Origin of the sequence: Microbacterium sp. KRD172 (assembly GCF_017168295.1) — a bacterium.
In the GTDB taxonomy this organism is placed as follows: Bacteria; Actinomycetota; Actinomycetes; order Actinomycetales; family Microbacteriaceae; genus Microbacterium; species Microbacterium profundi.
The window spans coordinates 2,118,411-2,138,128 of record NZ_JABFAS010000002.1 but is presented as its reverse complement, the minus strand read 5'-3'; the positions used below and the strand labels follow the sequence as shown (position 1 = coordinate 2,138,128).

The following is a 19,718-nucleotide window of genomic DNA, read 5'->3' as shown; positions in this document are numbered from 1 at the left end:
GTGAGCGGTGGATGCCGGGGCGCTGACCCACCCCGGATCAGAGGCGACCGGCGGCCTTGAGCTCCAGGTAACGGTCGGCGATCTTCGGAGGCAGCGACTCCGGGTCTGCGGCGATCGCCTCTCCGCCCGCACGGCGGATGGCGTCCGCGACGTTCTCGGCGTCGCGCAGGGTGCGCTCGGCGGCCGCGGCGAGGTAGATCTCCTCACGCGATCCGCGCTGCTTCGCCAGCTCCCCGACCGCATCGTCCGTCACGGATCCGACCAGCACGGTCGTCGCCCGTGACGGGTCGGGGAAGGCGCCGAGGAATCCACGAGCAGACTCCGCGGCATCCTGTGCGGTGAGGACGACCACCAGAGACGGCCGCGTCGTGAGAGTGCGGATCGCGGCGAACGCGCCTGCCCAGTCGGTGTCGACCAGTCGGGCATGCACCGGCGCCATCGCATCCGTCATGGCGGGCAGGAGCCCTGCTCCATCGATGCCGGTGACCCGGCCGCGCACGACACGGTCGTACAGCAGCAGGTGCACGTGATCGCCTGCCCTCATCGCGAGGGCGGCGAGCAGGAGGGATGCCTCCAGCGCAGCATCCAGTCGCGTGCCGTCGCCGACGCGGGCCGCGGCGGTCCGGCCCGTGTCGATCAGGATCACCACGTGACGGTCGCGCTCCGGGCGCCACGTGCGCAGCATGGTCGTGCCTGCCCTCGCAGTCGCCCGCCAGTCGATCGAACGCACGTCGTCGCCGCGCACGTATTCGCGCAGTGAGTCGAACTCGGTGCCCTGGCCCCGCACCTGGATGCTCGTGTTGCCGTCGAGCTCCCGCAGCCGCGCGAGCCGCGATGGCAGGTGCTTGCGGGAGGAGAACGCGGGAAGCACCCTGGTGGCGCCTCGTACCTCGTGCCGTGCCTGACGGCCGCCGAGTCCGAGCGGTCCGCGGGAGCGGATGAACACGAACTCACTGACCAGTTCGCCGCGGCGGCGGGGGAGCAGCGGAACCTCCACCCTGCGTCGCTCGCCCGCTGGGATCCTCACACGCAGTCGCGCAGGATCCGCACCGGCTGTCGGCTGCCACGCGTCGCGCAACAGCGCGTTCATGGTTCGTGCTCCGTGGTTGTGGAGCGCGACGCTCGCCGTCACCGGCTCGCCCATCCGGGCACGCGCCGGCACGCGCCTGGTCACCGTCACCGCGTGTGCGGATGCCGCAGACACGACGTCGACGACGAGCAGGATGCCGCACAGCAGCAGCCACCCGGACAGCACAGCCCACACCGGCACCCCCGCCGCGCTGAATGCGACGAGGGGGATGACACCGAGCCCTACGGCGACGGCGAGTCGGATGGAGACGAACACCTTAGATCGGCACCCGCGTCTGCTGGATCACGCTGGCGAGCACGGCATCCGCCGACACGCCTTCCATCTCGGCATCCGGCCGCAGCTGCAGGCGGTGGCGCCAGACGGGTACGAGCATGGTCTGCACATGGTCGGGGGTGACGGCGCTGGAGCCGTTCAGCCACGCCCACGCCTTCGCAGCGGCGAGCAGACCGGTGGAGGCACGCGGACTCGCGCCGAGCAGTACCGAAGGGGACTGGCGAGTGGCGCGGGCGAGGTCGACGACATAGCCCAGCACCTCGTCGGTCACCTCGACCCCGGATGCCGCGTCCTGCGCCGCGCGGATCTCGTCCGCCGTCACGACCGCATCCACACCGGTGAGCTCGCGGGGCGAGAAGCCACCAGCGTGCAGTCGCAGCACCGTCACCTCTGCGTCTCGCTCCGGCATGCCCACCACGAGCTTCATGAGGAATCGGTCGAGCTGCGCCTCCGGCAGGGAGTAGGTGCCCTCGTGCTCGATGGGGTTCTGCGTCGCAGCCACGAGGAAGGGATCGGGCAGGTCGCGGCTGACTCCGTCGGCTGAGACCTGCCGCTCCTCCATCGCCTCGAGCAGGGCGGCCTGCGTCTTCGGCGGGGTGCGGTTGATCTCATCGGCCAGCAGGATGTTGGTGAACACGGGGCCCTGGCGGAATTCGAACTCCCCGGTGCGCGCGTCGTACACGAGCGAGCCGGTCACGTCGCCGGGCATGAGGTCGGGGGTGAACTGCACGCGCTTGGTGTCGAGGCCCAGCGCCCGAGCGAACGAGCGCACGACCAGCGTCTTCGCAACCCCTGGCACGCCCTCCAGGAGCACATGTCCGCGGGAGAGCAGGCAGACCAGCAGTCCGGTGATCGTGCCGGCCTGCCCGATGACGGCCTTGTCGACCTCGGCGCGCACGCGGTGCATCGCTGCGCGCAGCTCAGCCTCGTCAGGCGCTGTGGTGGCAGGGGAGGGGTCGGTCACGGTGTGTTCCTTTCCACGTGCACGGCGGTGGAGACCGCCGTTTCGAGTTCGGCGAGCCGCCGTGCGGTGTCGATCAGTTCGGAGTCGTTCGAGGGCAGCTCACCGGCGAGGAGCTGGTGCAGCGAGCCGCGCGGGATACGCAGCCGGTCGCTTGCGGCATCCGCGACCTCTGACGGCGTCGACCGTGCCGTCAGCCCGAGTCGTGCGGCGAGGCGGCGCAGCGATCCATCCCGCAGCGCCCGCGCTGCATGTGCGGCGTCAGCGGCCTTCGCGGTGAGACGCGCACGACCGTGCATGGTCTCGGATGCCCGGACGGTCACCGGCAGCGTCTCCGCGACGAGGGGGCCGAACCGCTGACCTCGGGCGATTCCTGCGACGATGCCCGCGAGCAGGAGCAGGAGGATCGCCGGTGTCACCCACTGCGGAGTGAGCGCGGCGAGGGTGTCCACGCTCTGCGCCTCGATGTCACTGTCCTCGAACGAGGGGACGTACCAGACGACGTGCTCGCTCTGCCCGAGCAGGGCGAGCCCGAGGGCGGCGTTCCCGTTCTCGGCGAGGTGCTCGTTGCCGAACAACGCGCTGCCCTCGATCAGTGCGACACGGCGGTCGCCACTGTCATCGACGAGCAGTGCCGCTGCGCCGGCGGAGTCCGTGTAGCACCCGGTGACGCCGTCTGCGGGGGTGAAGAAGCGGTCGGGGCGCACGGCGCCGACCTGGGCGAGCTCCGGCAGGTCGCACCGCGCGGTCACGTCGGCGTCTGAGGTCGCGGGCGCGTTCTCGCCCAGCTCGAAGATCCGAAGCAGACGGCTCGCGCTGGAGAGGATGACCGTTCGATCGGCCGGCGCGACGAGGTCTTCGACCGCCTGATCGGACAGCGCGAACGGGTCGGCCATGACGAGCGTGCCGTCGGCATCGAGAGCGGCCGCAGCCTCGGAGCGGGTGCGCGCGATCGTGATGTCCACGTCCTGATCGCGCAGCAGTTCGGCCAGCGCGAGGGCACCGGACTCGTCTGCGCTCTCCGGGTCGAGGGCTCCTCGTGAGTCGGGCGCGCTGATGGTGATGCTCCCGATGAAGAGCGCGAACACGACGACGAGAGCGGCGATGGCCACCCATCCGAGCGCAGAGCGCAGACGTCCCTTTTCACGCACCGCCGTGCTGGGCGCATGCTCCGCTTCGCCGGCGACCGGATCTGCTGTCATCGTCAAGCCTGCGCCCCCTCGAGCGCGTCGGGGTTGGAGAGGGGGGAGCCGGAGAGCACAGGGTGCAGCGACGCCAGCCGGTCATCGGTCTCGGCGAGGGCACGGTAGCTCTGCTCGGATGCCGGTCTGCGCAGGTAGCGCACATCGTCGAAGGCGCTCGCCGCCGCAGTCAGTTCGACGCGCTGTGCATCGAACGCGACCGCGGCTTCGCGGGCGATCGCCTGCGCGGTCGCACCGGGAGCAGGATCGATGATGTCGCGTTCGAGCAGCGCACGGGCGAGGGCGCGGAAGCGCAGCACGGTCGCGGCGTCCCAATCGCCCTCGCGTGCGCTGCGCGCAGCATCCGCCCGCAGCTGCGCTGCCGTGCGACGATCGCGTTCGCCGAGCAGATCGGTCGCGGGCCGCCTCACCCGGCGTGAACCGCGTGGCCGCCCCCAGAGGATCAGCACGGTGATGAGCGCGGCAACGATGACCACCGTCACGATGATCAATGCCACATTTCCCACCTGCTGGCCCGTGTCGGGCGAGAACAGGCCGCTGATGAACTCCGCGACGTCCTCGGCGAGGTAGTCGAACCACGTCGGCTTGGCGTCGGCGTAGCGCGGATCCTGAAGCTCCTGCTCGGCCCAGCGTCGTGCGTCATCGCCGTCCGGCACGTACGGGTCGATGTCGAGTCGGATCACGCGCCACCTGATCCGGGCGGCGCCCACGGGCTCTCGGTCTGCGGCGGGATCGGCTGAGCGGGCGCGGGGGAGTTCGTGCCCGCCTATCAGTCGGCGCCGGTCGGCTGGGCGGGATATGGCTGCTGGGCGGGATAAGGCTGCTGCGGCTGAGGCCCCTGGTACGGCTGCGGCGGATACTGCCCCCAGCCGACCGGCGCCGACTGATAGGCGGGCACCGGCTTGGGCGGCGGAGTGCTGCTCACGGCGCGAGCGGGGTCGACAGCGAACGGGTCGCCGAGCTCGTCTTCGCTCGCGCCGAGGTCGCGTCGCTCCAGATAGCTGATGAGGCTGTGGTCGAGGCCTTCGTATCGCATCCTGCAGTCCAGGTAGATGAAGACGCCTGCGGCGCACTGCACGACCACGGTGACCGCCTGAAGCACGTAGATCAGCAGCTGCGGCGCGAGCGCGGTGATGAGGTAGAGCGCGATGCCGGAGGTGTCGTTGGGGCCGGTCGGTGCGATCACGGTGCCGAACAGCGAACCCAGCAGCGACAGCGGCAAGCTCACGACGCTGACCGCGACGCCCATGATCAGGTTCACGAGGAGGATCACGCCGAACGCGGTCCAGAACCGCCCTCGGGTCAGCCGCCACGATCGCACGATCGCGGCACGGATCCCGGCGCGCTCCAGCACGAGGATCGACGGCACGAGCAGCACCTTCGTGCTCAGCCACACCCACAGCGGGATCATCGCGAGCACGAGCAGGATGCCGATCACGACGGTGAGCCCGACGCCCTCCGCGGAGCCGCCCACGCCGGCCATGACACCGACGGCGATGATGCCGCCGATCACTGCGAGGAGCACGAGTGCGGCCAGCGACTGCAGGACGCTCCAGCCCACCAGGCGCCAGAACGCCGGTCGCATCTGGCGCCACAGCCTGCCGAGCGACGGCTTCTCGCCCAGGGCTGCGTGGCCGACGTTCGCCGCCACGACCCCCTGCATGATCGCCGTGAACGCGAGGCTCACAAGACTCATCGCCAGCACGACCAGTGCGTTGATCGCGATCGCACCCCACATCACGGGGAAGAAATCGGGCGAACTGGGGGAGAGCGATTCCATCCGCAGGAATGTCGCGAACACGACGGCGCCGACGACCACTGCGGTGACGACCGCGACGACGAGCTGAATGACGATCGCGAAGCCGAACAGCACCTTCGGGTTGTGACGCAGCGTGGCGAAGGGCTTTCCGAGCAGAACGCCGAAAGTGAGCGGATGCAGCGGGATGAGCCCAGGTTTGATGGCAGGCGTCCAACTCGGTCCAGCTGTCCAACCCTGTGCGCTCACGGCGCTCCCTCCGACGGTGCGAAACCATCGTGTCATACCCCGGCCTCCCCCAGCGGAACGCCAGGGGCGCTACCGTGATCGAAACGTTGTCATGAAGTAGTCTGAGAAGTGCTGCGCTCCACCCTGACCCGCGGGCGCCGCGCACATGCGTAGAAAGATGAGGCTGGGATCAGATGACCTCACGGATCCTCGTGGTCGACGATGACACCGCGCTCGCCGAGATGATCGGAATCGTGTTGCGCACCGAAGGCTTCGAGCCGGTGTTCTGCGCTGACGGTGCGAAGGCCGTGGAAGAGTGGCGCACCCAGCGCCCCGACCTCGTGCTGCTCGACCTGATGCTGCCCGGAATGGACGGGATCGAGATCTGCACGCAGATCCGCGCCGAATCCGGCATCCCGATCATCATGCTGACCGCACGCAGCGACACAGCAGACGTCGTTCGCGGGCTCGAAGTCGGCGCGGACGATTACATGGTCAAGCCCTTCAACCCGAAAGAGCTCGTCGCCCGCATCCGTACCCGATTGCGCCCGGTGACCGCAGCGACCAGTGAGGTGCTGCGCATCGGCGACCTCGTCGTCGACGTCGACGCGCACGAGGTGCGCCGTGGCACGATGCCGATTCCGTTGACGCCCCTCGAGTTCCAGCTGCTGGTCGCTCTGGCGTCCAAGCCGCAGCAGGTGTTCTCCCGCGAGATGCTGCTCGAGCAGGTCTGGGGCTACCACTACAAGGCCGACACCCGCCTGGTGAATGTGCACGTGCAGCGGCTGAGGGCGAAGGTCGAACTCGACCCAGATCTGCCCAAGATCGTCATGACGGTCCGTGGTGTGGGCTACCGGGCCGGTAGCGTCAGCTAGGAGACCGGGGTGACCGCGACGAGCGCGACTGGGACCACGGTCGCGCTGTGGCGCGACTGGCGGGGCTGGCCGGAGACGATCGCGACGGCGTGGCGCCGCTCGCTGCGATTCCGCATCATCTCCATCACCCTGCTGCTCACTTCCTTCGCGATCTTCGTGACGAGCCTCACGATGGCTCTCGTCATCCAGAACAATCTGTTCGAGTCTCGACGCGACGAGGTGCTCAGCGATGCCCTGAGCGCGGTGGGCTCCGGCCAGAAGACACTCGATTCCGCGGAGGTGACCGATGACGCATCCGCTCTGCGTGCGCTGTGGGGCGATGTGCGCGACGAGATCCCTCGGGCGTCCTCCTCGTCGCTGATCGCGGCCTTCGCGATCGACGAGCCTCCGGTCGGCACCGGCGTGCGAGGCTTCACGACCGGGTTGAGCGCCGACCTGCTGAGTCCCGGGCTGCGCGAGCGCGTGGTGTCCTTCCCGGATCGCCAGGCGTGGCAGTCGGTGTCGCTTCCGATGGAGGACGGATCGACCGCTCCGGGGATCGTCGTCGGACAGCAGCTGATCGTGCCGGAGGTGGGTGCGTTCGAGGTATATATCGCGTACGACCTCGCCGACTCGCAGCAGACTCTGCAGTTCGTGCAGAGCACGCTGTGGGTGGCCGGCCTCATCCTCATCGCGATCATCATCGGCATCTCCTGGGCCGTGCTGCGCACCGTCTCGAAGCCCATCATCGAGGCCGCCGAGACCAGCGCGAGACTCGCCTCGGGAGATCTGGAGGTACGGCTGCCCGTGCACGGCGAGGACGAACTCGCCACGCTCGCGCGGTCGTTCAATGCCATGGCCGACAGCATCGAGGCCCAGATCAAGGAACTCGGCGAGCTCTCTCTCGTGCAGCAGCGGTTCGTCTCGGACGTATCGCACGAGCTGCGCACGCCGCTCACCACCATCAGGCTCGCCGCCGACATGCTCAACGATCAGCGCGACCAGTTCGACCCCACGACCAACCGCACGGCCGAACTGCTGCACACCCAGGTGCAGCGCTTCGAGACCCTGCTCGCCGACCTGCTGGAGATCAGCCGGTACGATGCGGGATCGGTGCAGCTGGAGCTGGAGGCGACGAGCCTCGCGAGTCTTGCGGAAGACATCATCGAGCAGATGCTGCCGCTCGCGCAGGGCCGCGGCTCAGAACTGCGTCTGGTCGCGCCGGGCGGCTACACACCGGTCGACATGGACCCGCGCCGGGTACGACGGGTGCTGCGCAACCTCGTCGGCAACGCGATCGAGCATGGTGAGGGGCGCCCGATCGTCGTCACGGTGGACAGCAATCAGCACGCTGTCGCAGTGGGCGTGCGCGACTTCGGGCTGGGGATGGATCCGGAGGACGCGCAGCGCGTGTTCGACAGGTTCTGGCGGGCCGACCCGTCACGTCAGCGTACGATCGGCGGCACCGGCCTCGGCCTCTCGATCGCGTTGGGCGATGCGAAGTTGCACGGCGGCACGCTCGCCGTCTGGTCGGAACTCGCCGTCGGCACCAACTTCGTGCTCACGCTGCCGCGTCAGCCGGGAGATCTGACCGGCGCTTCACCGGTCTCGCTCGAGCCCGAGGAAGTGCTCTCGGAAGTCAGCCACGCCACGCAGCCGATGCAGCTCACCGAACTGCGTGAGCTCTACTTCACCGATTCCATGTCGAACGCGGAGGAGGACACTCCATGAAACGCAGGCGCCGAGCATTCCCGATCGCTGTGCTGGCCGTCTTCGCCGTACTTCTGTCCGCATGCGCCGGACTGCCGACGACGGGGGAGGTGAAGTCCGGTCTCGCCCTGGGCGACGTCGATCTGCCGCCGGACATCAGCCAGATCGCCGCCGGTCCGCTGGAGGGCGCGAGTCCCGACGAGATCGTGGAGGGCTTCCTGGATGCCGCGCTCACACCCGCGGACGGATGGAAGACCGCCCGCGAGTTCCTGAGCCCGGATCTCGCCGAGACCTGGCGTCCGGGTGCGGGTGTCACGATCGACTCAGGGGCGGCCGCGCGGGAGTTCACTGCCGATGTCCCCGGTGTCGGCGACGGAGCGCAGGAGGGCGATGTCCGCGTGCTGCTGGATCAGACGGCGCGCGTCGATGAGTTCGGCGCTTACACCGAGCTGTCGGGAGACACCTCTCTCGTGTCGTTCGAGGTCGCGAAGAACGACGAGGGGGAGTGGCGGATCACTGTGGCCTCCGACGGCATCATCCTCGACGCCGAGGCGTTCCCTCAGGTGTACCGCAGCTATGCACTGCACTTCTTCGATCAGAGCTGGACCTACCTCCTGCCGGACATCCGCTGGTACCCGCGTCGTGGGCAGATCGCCACGACTCTGACGCAGGCGTTGCTCTCCGGCGCTCCCAGCGCGTGGCTGGCACCCGCGGTGCGCAGCGCGTTCCCGAGCGATGTGGCGCTCGCTCGCGACTCGGTTCCGGTCGACACCGACAAGGTCGCCACGGTCGAATTGACTCCCGCTGCATTGTCGTTGGATCCCACCGCGCTGTCACGAATGCGCACGCAGCTGGAGGAGACGCTGCGATCCGCCGGCGTCACCGAGGTTCGGATGACGGTCAACGGGCGAGATCTGAACGCCGGCCGCGCGACGATCGAGTCCCCGCGCACGGAGACCGGAACCGTCGTGCTCACCGAGTCGGAGTTCGGTCTCTACCTCGGCGATGAGATCGCGCCATATCCGGGTATCTCCCAGGAGCTTGTCGAGATCGCCGCATCCGTCGCCTCGGTCGAGATCGCAGCCGATGATGCCAGGGCGGCCGTGCAGTTGAAGAACGGCGGCGTCTACACCGTGGCCGACGGGCGCGTCGACCAACTGGACACCAGAGCGGGGCTCATCGAGCCGACGATGGATCCGTACGGCTACACGTGGACCGTGCCGGCATCGGATCCGCGCGCGCTCACCGCGTGGCAGTCCGACGTGGTGCCGCTCGAGATCGCGAACGCGTTCCCCGACGCCTCATCGATCTCCCACCTGCGGGTGGGCCCGGACGGGGTGCGCCTCGCAGCGGTCGCCACCATCGGTGGGCAGCGCTGGTTGGTCGTCGCGGCCATCATCAGGGATCAGGATCGTGTGCCGACCGAGCTCGGACCGGTGCACACGGTGGCGCGACTGGACGGGCAGGCGCTCGGCGTGAGTTGGGTCGGCGCCGACGACCTCAGCGTGCTGATGGATTCGGACGGAAACCGGGTGGTACTGACGCAGGCCGTCGGTGGCACCGGGCTGTTCGCCGCAGCACCGGACACATCGATCTCGATCTCCGGCGGGAGCACATCATCCGCCGTGCGCATTCTCGACGCCGGTGGAGTGCTGTTCGCACAGCGCGGGACGACGTGGCAGACGGGGCTGTCAGACGTCCTGGTGCTCGGTACGCACACCGGGCAATAGCCCCTGCACAGATCCGCGTCCGGCGACGTTCCTCACCGATCGCGGATCTGCGCCGAGCGTGCAGCGACAGAGCCTGTCAGTGTCGCTCGCATGCCGTTCGCAGAGTCGTGGTCCTCGCTCGTCGATGAGCTCGCAGCCTTCGCGCTGTCCGGATGCTGCGCTGGCTGCGATCTGCTCGGCACCCTGCTCTGCGACGAATGCGGGCGAGCGCTGGTCGCAGCGCCGATGCGCCAGAAGACGCCAGGTGGACTGCCGGTCACCGCAGCGCTCGTGTATCGCGCAGTGACGGCGCGGTGCATCCGACGTCTGAAGGAAGAGGGCGAGACTCTGCTTTCGCGACCGTTGGGAACGGCACTGGGCACGGCCCTGGAAGCGGCCATCGCGGATGGGGCCTACGGCGCGGAGCGGCCGTTGCTGGTGCCCGTCCCGACGTCGACGGCCGCCTTCCGCCGCCGTGGGTATCGGGTGCCCGAGCTGCTGATCCGCCGCGCCGGCTTCGCGTCGAGCCGGCTTCTCGCCAGCGTCCGCTCGACAGCGGACCAGCGCGGACTCGGTGCGCTCGAGCGGGGGCGAAACGTGTCAGGGAGCATGCGCGCGCGACACGCCCGGGATGCGCGCGAAGTCCTCGTGATCGACGATGTCGTGACCACCGGCGCCACTCTCGACGAGGCCGCACGCGCTCTGACAACGGCGGGATTCCGCGTGCGCGGGGCGGTCGCGCTCGCTGCGACACCGCGGCATAGCGGATTCCAGGCAAACGCATCGTGAATGATTGGTGACATCCACCTCTGCGCGGACTACGGTAGGGGGTCACAAGGCGACCACGGTCCGCCCTTGGCCGGGAGGACCGGGACAAGGAGGCAGCAATGGAAACAAGCATCGTTGGCGTCGGGGTGGGTATCACCGATCGCTTCCGGACCGTTGTCGAGGAGAAGATCGCCCGCGTTCAGCCGCTCGCAGCGAAGGCGCAACGCCTGGATGTGAAAGTCACGCATCGCGCCTATCGAGGCGGGCGTGTTCCGGACGAGACCGTGGAGCTCACGCTGGTCGGCAAGGGACCGGTCGTTCGGGCGGAAGCCGTCGACGGCGACAAGTTCGTGGCCCTCGATCTCGCTGTCGACAAGATGTCGGAGCAGTTGCGGCGCGCCAAGGAGAAGCGCGTCGACGGGCGCCAGCATCCTCGCGGGGCCCACTTCGAGAAGGGCAGCGGCGCGCTCGAAGGGATCGATGTCGAGCCCGCATCAGCCGACGTGCTGCACGCCGTCGCCACGGGCGCCATTCCTATTCAGAATGATGATGAGGAAGCGTACTCGCCTGTCGTCATCCGCACGAAGAACTTCGACGCGGAATGGATGACGGTCGAAGAGGCCGTGGATCGCATGGAACTCGTCGGACACGACTTCTTCCTGTTCGTCGACGTCCGCACCGATCACCCGAGCGTGGTCTACCGGCGCAAGGGCTGGGATTACGGAGTGATCTCACTGACCGCCCAGGCTCCGCCCAGCGAGGCGCTCGCTTCCTGAGACATGAAATGGCCCGGCACCGTGAGGTGCCGGGCCATTTCCGTGTCTGTTCCGCGGGTCGTTGAGCGAGCGACTCCGCGGGTCGTTGAGCGAGCGACTCCGCGGGTCGTTGAGCGAGCGCCTCCGCGGGTCGTTGAGCGAGCGCCTCCGCGGGTCGTTGAGCGAGCGACTCCGCGGGTCGTTGAGCGAGCGACTCCGCGGGTCGTTGAGCGAGCGACTCCGCGGGTCGTTGAGCGAGCGCAGCGAGACGAAACGGGTTGAGCGAGCGAAGCGAGTCGAAGCCGCACTCCACCCGCCGGTCAGTCGAAGATGCCGTCCAGGATGCTGCCGATGACGAGGCCGCCCATGATGCCGCCCATGACGTCGCCGCCTCCGCCGCGGCGTCCGCCTCCCCAGCCGCCACCCCAGTCCTGCTGTTGCTGCTGCGGCCTGGCGGAGTCGATGTCGCGTTGCGCGAGCTGCAGGGCCTCGGCTGCCAGCTGAGCGACGCGACGGGCGCCGGAGAGTGCCTGCTCGCGCGTGTCTTCGTCGGCCATGAGTTCTGGGATGTCGATGCGCAGCCGCTCCGCCTCCGCGAAGCGGGTGCGTGCATCCGCGCCGATCCAGCCGCGATGCCCGGAGATGAGTCCGCGTGCGACGCCGAGCTGACGATCGGCGTCGTCGAGGGAGTGCTGCACCTGGGCGATGCTCGGCAGCGGATTCTGGATGCGGTACTGCGCCTTGGCGATCGCATCGTCGAGTGCGGTGTTGGCCGTTCGCAGCCGTGTCAACTCGGCGAACGGGTCGTTGCGCGATCCGGATGGCGCCAGTGACTCCAGGGCCTTCTCGAGTTCAGTGGTCGCTTCGGTGACGGCGGGGACCTTGGGCGCATTGCGTGCGGCGATGATGTCGCCGCGCGAATCGGCGACGACCTCGGCGAGGGTGGATTCTGCACGCAGCGCCTCGATCTCGAAGTCCTCGACCGCGTCGAGCAGAGCGCCGACACGGCGGATGGCCTCGGTCGCGGTCTCCAAGGCGAGGTTCGCCTCTTCATTCTGCTTCGCGGCGCGACGTCGTTCTGCGACGTCGGCGCCGTGCGTGGCGAAGGCGATGAGCTGCTCGGCCTCGTCAGCGCTGTTGTGGATCTGGTTCAGCGCACTGTCCGCGTACCGCGTTGCGAGACGTTCGACGATCTCGCGGGCCTGCGGGAGGCGTGCGGAAAGCCTCTCCGCGTCCGAGCGCACCTTCTCACGCACCTGCGGCGCGCGGCGCACCTTCGCGATGGACTCGGCCAACGCTGAGGTCTTCTCATCCAGCAGGTCCTCGGCCCACTCGCACAACTGCACGATCCGCGCGTCGCGCGTTCGGAGTTCCTCATCAGTGTCGGGGATCTCGTCGTGGTTGAGCTGATGCAACTGGAATGCCTCGCGCAGGTGCGTGCGCACTGCATCCAGCGCTGCCGTCAGATCCTTCGTGAGCGACAGTCCCAGCTCCGCCTCGGCGAAGGCGAGCTCGTCGCCGGCGGTGCGGATGCGCTCGTCCGCGGCGACCAGCGCCTGTTCCGCCTTGCGAGCGAGATCGGCGTCCTGTGCTGCTTGCGCAGCCTCTTCTTCGCGCTTGCGCTTACCCCAGAATCCGGCCATGGATCGATCCTACTTTCCGTTCACGATGCGTGGGCTGTGCATCGGCCGACCACCCGGCGTCACCTCTCCGCAGTCGCGACCGGGGCATCGCGCCGTGACAGCGTCGGGCGCCCCTTCTTGGGATGCTCGGTCGCGAGCTCGAGACCCATGGTATGGCGCGAGTGCCGCGTGAGCCGTTGTTCGGTGTGGTCGAGCCAGCGCACCTCGGCCTCGGCCGCGAAGATCATCGAATCCACGACGAGCGACCAGGCGAGCTGCTGTGGCCCGTGAGGGTCGGCGCCCGTGTACTGCGCGCGCTGCAGGGACTGCATCTGCTCCAGCGACGCCCTCCGCTGCGCCTGGATGACGGCTGCGACGTCGACGCCGGGCAGTGTCGCAGCGACCGCGAGCTTGATCGCGAGCTCGTCTCGCGTCGCACTGCCGCGCACGACGGGGGACGAGAGCCACGATGCGACCTCGGCGGATCCCGCATCCGTGATCTGCCAGTACACGTGGCCCTTCTCGTCGGCGTCGCCGCGCTCGACCAGGCCGTCACGCTCGAGGCGTTCGAGGGTGTTGTAGATCTGGCCGACATTCAGCGGCCACGTCGAGCCGGTGCGGCGATCGAACTCGCTGCGCAGCTGATAGCCGTAGCAGGGACCCTGATCGAGGATGGCGAGCAGGCTCTGACGTACCGACATATGACCTCCGGAAGTGATTTCTCAATATATACATACGCGGCAATGTCGCCGGAATGGCTCATCCAGACGATGCAAAGGTCACCGGCCGGTAACATGGCGAGGTATGCCCGGTACTGAAGCCCGATCTGGGTGGCCGGGGTTCTGACCCACAAAAGGGAGATGACTTAAGTGGCGAATCCTCTTGAGAAGCTGCTGCGCGCGGGCGAGGGTCGCATCCTTCGACGCCTGAATCAGGTCGTGAAGGCCGTCGGCGCGCTGGAGGAGGACTTCGAGAAACTCACGGATGAGGAGCTCTCGAACGAGACCACCCAGTTGCGGGAGCGGTTCGAGAAGGGCGAGACCCTCGATCAGTTGATGCCGGAGGCCTTCGCCGCCGTCCGCGAAGCCGCCAAGCGCACGCTCGGCATGCGCGCGTACGACGTGCAGCTGATGGGTGGCGCGGCCCTGCACATGGGCAACATCGCCGAGATGAAGACCGGTGAGGGAAAGACGCTCGTCGCGACGTTCCCGGCCTATCTGAATGCGATCGCCGGCAAGGGCGTTCACATCATCACGGTCAACGACTTCCTCGCCTCCTACCAGGCCGAACTCATGGGGCGCGTGTTCCGCGCTCTCGGCATGAAGACCGGCATCATCGTCTCGGGGCAGACGCCCGCTGTGCGACGCGAGCAGTACGCCGCCGACATCACCTATGGAACGAACAACGAGTTCGGCTTCGACTACCTGCGCGACAACATGGCGTGGCGCAAGGAAGATCTCGTGCAGCGCGAGCACTTCTTCGCGATCGTCGACGAGGTCGACTCGATCCTGATCGACGAGGCGCGCACGCCGCTCATCATCTCCGGCCCGTCCTCCGGCGAGGCGAACCGCTGGTTCACCGAATTCGCCAAGATCGCTCGCACACTGGAGCCCGGCGAGGACTACGAGGTCGACGAGAAGAAGCGGACGATCGGTGTGCTCGAACCCGGCATCGAGAAAGTCGAGGACTACCTCGGCATCGAGAACCTCTACGAGTCGGCGAACACACCGCTCATCTCGTTCCTGAACAACTCGATCAAGGCGCTCGCCCTGTTCAAGAAGAACACCGACTACGTCGTGATGAACGACGAGGTCATGATCGTCGACGAGCACACCGGTCGCATCCTGGTGGGTCGTCGCTACAACGAGGGCATCCACCAGGCGATCGAGGCGAAGGAGTCGGTGCCGGTCAAGGCCGAGAACCAGACTCTCGCGACCATCACACTGCAGAACTACTTCCGCCTGTACGACAAGCTCGCCGGCATGACCGGTACGGCCGAGACCGAGGCTGCGGAGTTCATGTCGACGTACAAGCTCGGCGTCGTGCAGATCCCCACGAACCGCCCGATGATCCGCAAGGACAACGCCGATCTCGTCTACAAGAACGAGACGGCGAAGTTCGCGCAGGTCGTGGAGGACATCGTCGAGCGCCACGAGACCGGTCAGCCCGTGCTGGTCGGCACTGTCAGCGTCGAGAAGAGCGAGTACCTCTCCCGGCTGCTGGCGAAGAAGGGCATCAAGCACGAGGTCCTGAACGCGAAGAACCACGCACGGGAAGCGGAGATCGTCGCGCGGGCGGGCCGACTCGGCGCCGTCACGGTCGCCACCAACATGGCCGGTCGCGGCACCGACATCATGCTCGGCGGCAACGCCGAGTTCCTCGCCGTGCAGGAACTCAAGAGCAAGGGCCTCGACCCGGCGGAGACTCCGGAGGAGTACGAAGCCGCCTGGGACGAGACATACGAGTCGATGAAGGGTGTCGTCGCCGAGGAGAGCACCAAGGTCACCGACGCCGGCGGCCTCTACGTGCTCGGCACCGAGCGTCACGAATCGCGGCGCATCGACAACCAGTTGCGCGGACGCTCCGGGCGTCAGGGCGACCCAGGCGAGAGCCGGTTCTACCTCAGCCTCACCGACGACCTCATGCGGCTGTTCCAGTCGGGTGCGGCCGAGGCGATCCTCGCGCGAACCAATTTCCCCGATGACGTTCCGATCGAATCCGGACTCGTCTCCCGCGCCATCCGCAGCGCGCAGTCGCAGGTGGAGTCGCGCAACGCCGAGATGCGCAAGAACGTCCTCAAGTACGACGACGTCCTCAACCGTCAGCGCGAGGCGATCTACGCCGACCGCCGCCACATCCTGCAGGGCGACGACATCGCCGGCCGGGTGCAGCACTTCGTCGAGGATGCCATCACCGGCGTCGTCACCGATCACACCGGCTCCGGCCACAACGAGAGCTGGGACTTCGACGCTCTGTGGGCCGAGCTGAAGACGCTGTACCCCGTCAGCGTCACGATCGATGAGGTCGTTGCAGAGGCCAGCGGCCGCAAGGGCGGCATCGATGCTGAGGGACTCACCCGCGAACTGCTCTCGGACGCCAAGATCGCATACGAGACGCGTGAGAGCACGCTCGGAGAGGCCGCCACACGCGAGCTGGAACGCCGAGTCGTTCTGCAGGTGCTCGATCGTCGCTGGCGCGATCATCTCTACGAGATGGACTACCTCAAGGACGGCATCGGCCTGCGGGCGATGGCGCAGCGCGACCCGCTGATCGAGTACCAGCGCGAGGGATTCGCGATGTTCCAGTCGATGATGGGCCAGATCAAGGAGGAGTCGGTCGGCTACCTCTACAACCTCGAGGTCGAGGTGCGCCGCGCCGGCGACTCCGACGCCACAGAGGTCGAGGCGAAGGGTCTCGCGACCGACGGCGGAGAGCAGCGACTGGAGTACTCCGCGCCCAACGACGCGGGTGAAGTGGAAGTCCGCAACGATCGTGGTCAGGTGCAGCAGTCGGCGACGGACCGCCTTCGGCAGGCCGCCGCCGCAGCCGCGGCATCCGAGGGCGAAGCGCCGGCCGCACCCGCGCAGGGCGCGCGCGGTGCTTTCGGTCAGCGGACGGATGCTCCGGCATCCGCCCCAGGCAACCGCGAGCAGCGACGTGCGCAGGGCAAGAAGAAGAAGTGATCGACGGCTGAGCTCAGCGCCCTGAGCGGCGCTGAGCATCCGGCCAGAGCCGGTAGGCTTTCGCAATGACCCCTCCCCGTCACTTCGACCAGTCGTCGAAGCTCAAGAACGTCCTGTACGAGATCCGCGGCAAAGCGCTCGTAGAGGCGGCGCGGCTGGAGGCCGAGGGCCATACCGTCCTCAAGCTCAACACGGGCAATCCGGCGATCTTCGGATTCGAGGCGCCGCATCAGATCGTGCATGACATGCTCGCGGCGCTGCCGACCGCGCACGGCTACAGCGACAGCCGCGGCATCATCTCCGCACGTCGCGCCGTGGTGGGCCGGTACGAGCAGATCGAGGGCTTCCCGTCGTTCGGTCCCGACGACGTCTATCTCGGCAACGGCGTCTCCGAGCTCATCACGATGACGATGCAGGCGCTCCTCGACCAGGGCGACGAAGTGCTGATCCCCGCCCCGGACTACCCGCTGTGGACCGCGATGACGAGCCTCGCCGGCGGAACGCCGGTGCACTACATCTGCGACGAGCTCAGCGGCTGGGAACCGGATCTGGAAGACATCCGTTCCAAGGTCACGCCCGCCACGAAGGCGATCGTCATCATCAACCCCAACAACCCGACCGGCGCCGTGTATTCGCGAGCGGTGCTCGAGGGCCTCGTTCAGATCGCCCGAGAGCACGAGCTGCTGATCCTCTCGGATGAGATCTACGACCGGATCCTGTTCGACGATGCCGTGCACATCCCCACCGCCACGCTCGCCCCCGACCTGCTGTGCCTGACGTTCAACGGCCTGTCCAAGACGTACCGGGTGGCGGGATTCCGTTCCGGCTGGATGGTCATCACAGGGCCGCAGGACCACGCCAAGGGCTTCCTCGAGGGCATCACGCTGCTCGCATCGACCCGCCTCTGCCCGAATGTCCCCGCGCAGCACGCGGTGCAGGCCGCGCTCAGCGGAGTGCAGTCCATCGACGCTCTGATCTCATCCAGCGGCCGGCTGCATGAACAGCGCGACGTCGCGTGGGAGGGTCTGGAATCGATCCCCGGGGTCTCATGCGTGAAGCCGCTCGGTGCGCTGTACGCCTTCCCGCGGCTGGACCCGAACGTGCACGAGATCCGCGACGACAGCAAGTTCGTCTACGACCTGCTCGTCGCCGAACACATCCTCCTCGTGCAGGGGACCGGGTTCAACTGGCCAACTCCCGACCACTTCCGAGTGGTGACGCTGCCAGAGCCCCGCGTTCTGGGCGAAGCCATCGAGCGACTCGGGAACTTCCTCGCCGACTACCGGCAGTGACCTTCGAGCCGGTCGGCCGGACCGGCTCGAGCGTCTCGACGAGACGCCTTATCGCTGCCACCAGCGCGGAGCGCGGAGTGATGTCCGCCATCGGCCGCGCATGCAGCAGGGCGGCGTCCGCCGCGCGCTGATCGAGGGGCAGGAAGGAGACGTCGGTGATGCCGGCGAACCTTTCCAGCGCGCCTCGGATCTGACCACGGGCGTCGATCCCCAGCGGACCGGGGCGCACCTGATTCGCGACGACGGCGACGTGAGCGGTCGGGCCGATGAGTCTGCGCAGCTCGGCATGATCGCGAAGGAACCGCGACACCGAAAGCGGGTCGGCCGCAGTGACGGCCACCACGACGTCCGCTTCGCGCAGCACGGTCGTGGTGGCGGCATTGCGCCTCGGGCCGGCGAGATCGTCGGTGATCTCCTCGTCGGCGTCGAAGGCAGCCGAGACGTCGACGATCGTGACGTCCGCCCACTCCCGGCACACCTGAAGGGTCGTCCGCAGCCGTCCGGCAGCGAGTTCCGGCCAGCGGGAGGGACGATTGAGTCCGCCGAGGACCTCCAGGCCCCCTGCACTCGTCTCGACTCGCGTGGCGAGGCGAGCGAGCTCTGCGGCATCGAGGCCGCCGAGTTCCGCGCGTCGGCAGGCTGCTGCGATCCCCGGTGCATCGTCGCCGAGTCCGAGCAGCAGGGCGAGTGACGGTGCGACCGTATCCGCGTCGACGAGCGCACAGGACCCGCCGGATCGCATCATCTCCACGGCCAACTGGATCGCGACGGTGGAGCGTCCCGGTGCGCCGTGCGGCCCCCAGACAGCGATCACTCGCCGGTTCGACGGCGTCTGAGGCGTCGTGGTGATCGGGGTCTCGTCGGCGAGGGCGTCTGCGATCTGCCACGCGTCGGCATCCTCGGGAAGAGCCTCGGGAAGCCCGTAGCGGCCGAGCAGTCGCGAGTCGCCCGTTCCCAGAGTGATGATGCGCACCCCGCTCCGATCGCAGGCCTGCACCAGCTCACTGGTCAGCGCTGATCGCGTGGCGGGGAGGATCACGGCATCCGACTCGCTCAGCAGCGAGACAGTGAGCTCGGCAGGCGGAAGGATGCCGATGACCCGGATGCCGTCGCGTTCGAGATCCGCGCCGATCGCTGTTGCCTTCGGCTCGTCGAGAGCGATCAGCACCGAGGTCACGAGGCGTACCCCAGCGGCACCACGGACAGCGCGCCACCGCCGGTGATCGCAGCGAGGACGTCGGCCACATCGGATCGATCGATCACGATCTCGAGCATCGCGGTGCGCTGTGCGAGCATGCCGTCGGTGTCGGGAATCGAGGCGACCACGACGTCGGCGACGAGAATGCGCGGAGCGTCGAACTCGTCGGACTCCGCCACCAGCGGTGCGTACCAGAGCTCGACCGGTGTTCCGACCACGACGCTCTCGGGTATGCCGACGCTGCTTTCGATGACGATGCTCGTCGTGCGGCCGGACTGGGCATCGGAGGCAGCGGTCACCGGCAGCAGTTCCCCGGCCGCGAGAGTTCGGGCCGCGATCATGCCCGGCTCGAGATCCTGAGGCGCGAGGTATCCGTCGACGACGGTGCCGAGGCTCACCTCCACGACGCGGAAGTCGTCGGATACGAGAGCCTCGCCCTGCGCGATCGTCCGATCCGCCTGCAGCACCGGCGTCGTCTGGCGTGCCGATGACACGATCAGCCAGACACCGGCGACGGAGAGGATCACCAGGGCGATGCCGATCAGGAAACGGATGTCACCCCAGAAGGCACGCCGTGCGCGTGGTTGGGTCGTCATGCACACATCGTCACAGAATCG

The 19,718-nt window shown here is 67.9% G+C and carries 16 protein-coding genes; 7 read left to right on the top strand and 9 right to left on the bottom strand.

Annotated elements, in window-relative coordinates:
- Window positions 1-37: 37 nt before the first annotated feature.
- The 5 genes from J1M43_RS10735 to J1M43_RS10715 form a co-directional block, all read right to left on the bottom strand.
- Complete coding sequence (locus tag J1M43_RS10735) at window positions 38-1,345, bottom strand: DUF58 domain-containing protein (protein WP_206476652.1); 1,308 nt, start codon at window positions 1,343-1,345, stop codon at window positions 38-40.
- 1 nt (window position 1,346) lies between these two features.
- Window positions 1,347-2,270 (bottom strand): MoxR family ATPase, encoded by a 924-nt coding sequence (locus J1M43_RS10730; protein ID WP_052166890.1) that lies wholly within the window; start codon window positions 2,268-2,270, stop codon window positions 1,347-1,349.
- Window positions 2,271-2,323: 53 nt separating this feature from the next.
- The gene (locus J1M43_RS10725; protein ID WP_206476651.1) at window positions 2,324-3,526 is read right to left on the bottom strand and encodes a DUF4350 domain-containing protein; all 1,203 of its coding nucleotides are present in this window, start codon (window positions 3,524-3,526) and stop codon (window positions 2,324-2,326) included.
- A gap of 2 nt (window positions 3,527-3,528) precedes the next feature.
- Window positions 3,529-4,209 (bottom strand): DUF4129 domain-containing protein, encoded by a 681-nt coding sequence (locus tag J1M43_RS10720; RefSeq protein WP_206476650.1) that lies wholly within the window; start codon window positions 4,207-4,209, stop codon window positions 3,529-3,531.
- Between the two features lie 86 nt (window positions 4,210-4,295).
- Window positions 4,296-5,531 carry a hypothetical protein gene (locus tag J1M43_RS10715; RefSeq protein WP_206476649.1) on the bottom strand — a complete coding sequence of 412 codons (1,236 nt, stop codon included), beginning with the start codon at window positions 5,529-5,531 and terminating at the stop codon, window positions 4,296-4,298.
- Window positions 5,532-5,704: 173 nt separating this feature from the next.
- Here J1M43_RS10715 and mtrA point away from each other — a divergent pair, with 173 nt between their 5' ends.
- The 5 genes from mtrA (at window position 5,705) to hpf (ending at window position 11,327) form a co-directional block, all read left to right on the top strand.
- Window positions 5,705-6,385: an MtrAB system response regulator MtrA gene (gene mtrA / locus J1M43_RS10710; RefSeq protein WP_033104725.1), complete on the top strand. Its 681-nt coding sequence runs from the start codon at window positions 5,705-5,707 to the stop codon at window positions 6,383-6,385.
- A gap of 9 nt (window positions 6,386-6,394) precedes the next feature.
- On the top strand, window positions 6,395-8,095 hold the full coding sequence (gene mtrB / locus J1M43_RS10705; RefSeq protein WP_052166661.1) for an MtrAB system histidine kinase MtrB: 1,701 nt from the start codon (window positions 6,395-6,397) through the stop codon (window positions 8,093-8,095).
- Entirely contained in the window at window positions 8,092-9,804 is a 1,713-nt protein-coding gene (locus tag J1M43_RS10700) for an LpqB family beta-propeller domain-containing protein (protein WP_033104724.1), read from the top strand. Before mtrB ends, J1M43_RS10700 begins: the two co-directional genes overlap by 4 nt.
- 90 nt (window positions 9,805-9,894) lie before the next feature.
- Window positions 9,895-10,572 (top strand): ComF family protein, encoded by a 678-nt coding sequence (locus tag J1M43_RS10695; protein ID WP_033104723.1) that lies wholly within the window; start codon window positions 9,895-9,897, stop codon window positions 10,570-10,572.
- 98 nt (window positions 10,573-10,670) lie between these two features.
- Complete coding sequence (hpf, locus tag J1M43_RS10690) at window positions 10,671-11,327, top strand: ribosome hibernation-promoting factor, HPF/YfiA family (RefSeq protein WP_206476648.1); 657 nt, start codon at window positions 10,671-10,673, stop codon at window positions 11,325-11,327.
- A 299-nt stretch (window positions 11,328-11,626) separates the two neighbouring features.
- Here the strand turns inward: hpf and J1M43_RS10685 are convergent, their stop codons facing one another.
- Both J1M43_RS10685 and J1M43_RS10680 read right to left on the bottom strand, forming a co-directional pair.
- Entirely contained in the window at window positions 11,627-12,949 is a 1,323-nt protein-coding gene (locus J1M43_RS10685; protein ID WP_206476647.1) for a hypothetical protein, read from the bottom strand.
- A 59-nt stretch (window positions 12,950-13,008) separates the two neighbouring features.
- Window positions 13,009-13,629, bottom strand: a complete 621-nt coding sequence (locus tag J1M43_RS10680; RefSeq protein WP_206476646.1) for a PadR family transcriptional regulator — start codon at window positions 13,627-13,629, stop codon at window positions 13,009-13,011.
- A gap of 168 nt (window positions 13,630-13,797) precedes the next feature.
- Here J1M43_RS10680 and secA point away from each other — a divergent pair, with 168 nt between their 5' ends.
- Complete coding sequence (secA, locus tag J1M43_RS10675; RefSeq protein ID WP_206476645.1) at window positions 13,798-16,611, top strand: preprotein translocase subunit SecA; 2,814 nt, start codon at window positions 13,798-13,800, stop codon at window positions 16,609-16,611.
- A 65-nt stretch (window positions 16,612-16,676) separates the two neighbouring features.
- Window positions 16,677-17,903, top strand: a complete 1,227-nt coding sequence (locus J1M43_RS10670; RefSeq protein ID WP_206476644.1) for a pyridoxal phosphate-dependent aminotransferase — start codon at window positions 16,677-16,679, stop codon at window positions 17,901-17,903.
- Here the strand turns inward: J1M43_RS10670 and J1M43_RS10665 are convergent.
- Complete coding sequence (locus tag J1M43_RS10665) at window positions 17,794-19,080, bottom strand: P-loop NTPase (RefSeq protein ID WP_033104717.1); 1,287 nt, start codon at window positions 19,078-19,080, stop codon at window positions 17,794-17,796. The genes J1M43_RS10670 and J1M43_RS10665 overlap by 110 nt on opposite strands.
- Window positions 19,077-19,697 carry an SAF domain-containing protein gene (locus J1M43_RS10660; RefSeq protein WP_033104716.1) on the bottom strand — a complete coding sequence of 207 codons (621 nt, stop codon included), beginning with the start codon at window positions 19,695-19,697 and terminating at the stop codon, window positions 19,077-19,079. The genes J1M43_RS10665 and J1M43_RS10660 overlap by 4 nt, the downstream gene beginning before the upstream one ends.
- Window positions 19,698-19,718: the final 21 nt, after the last annotated feature.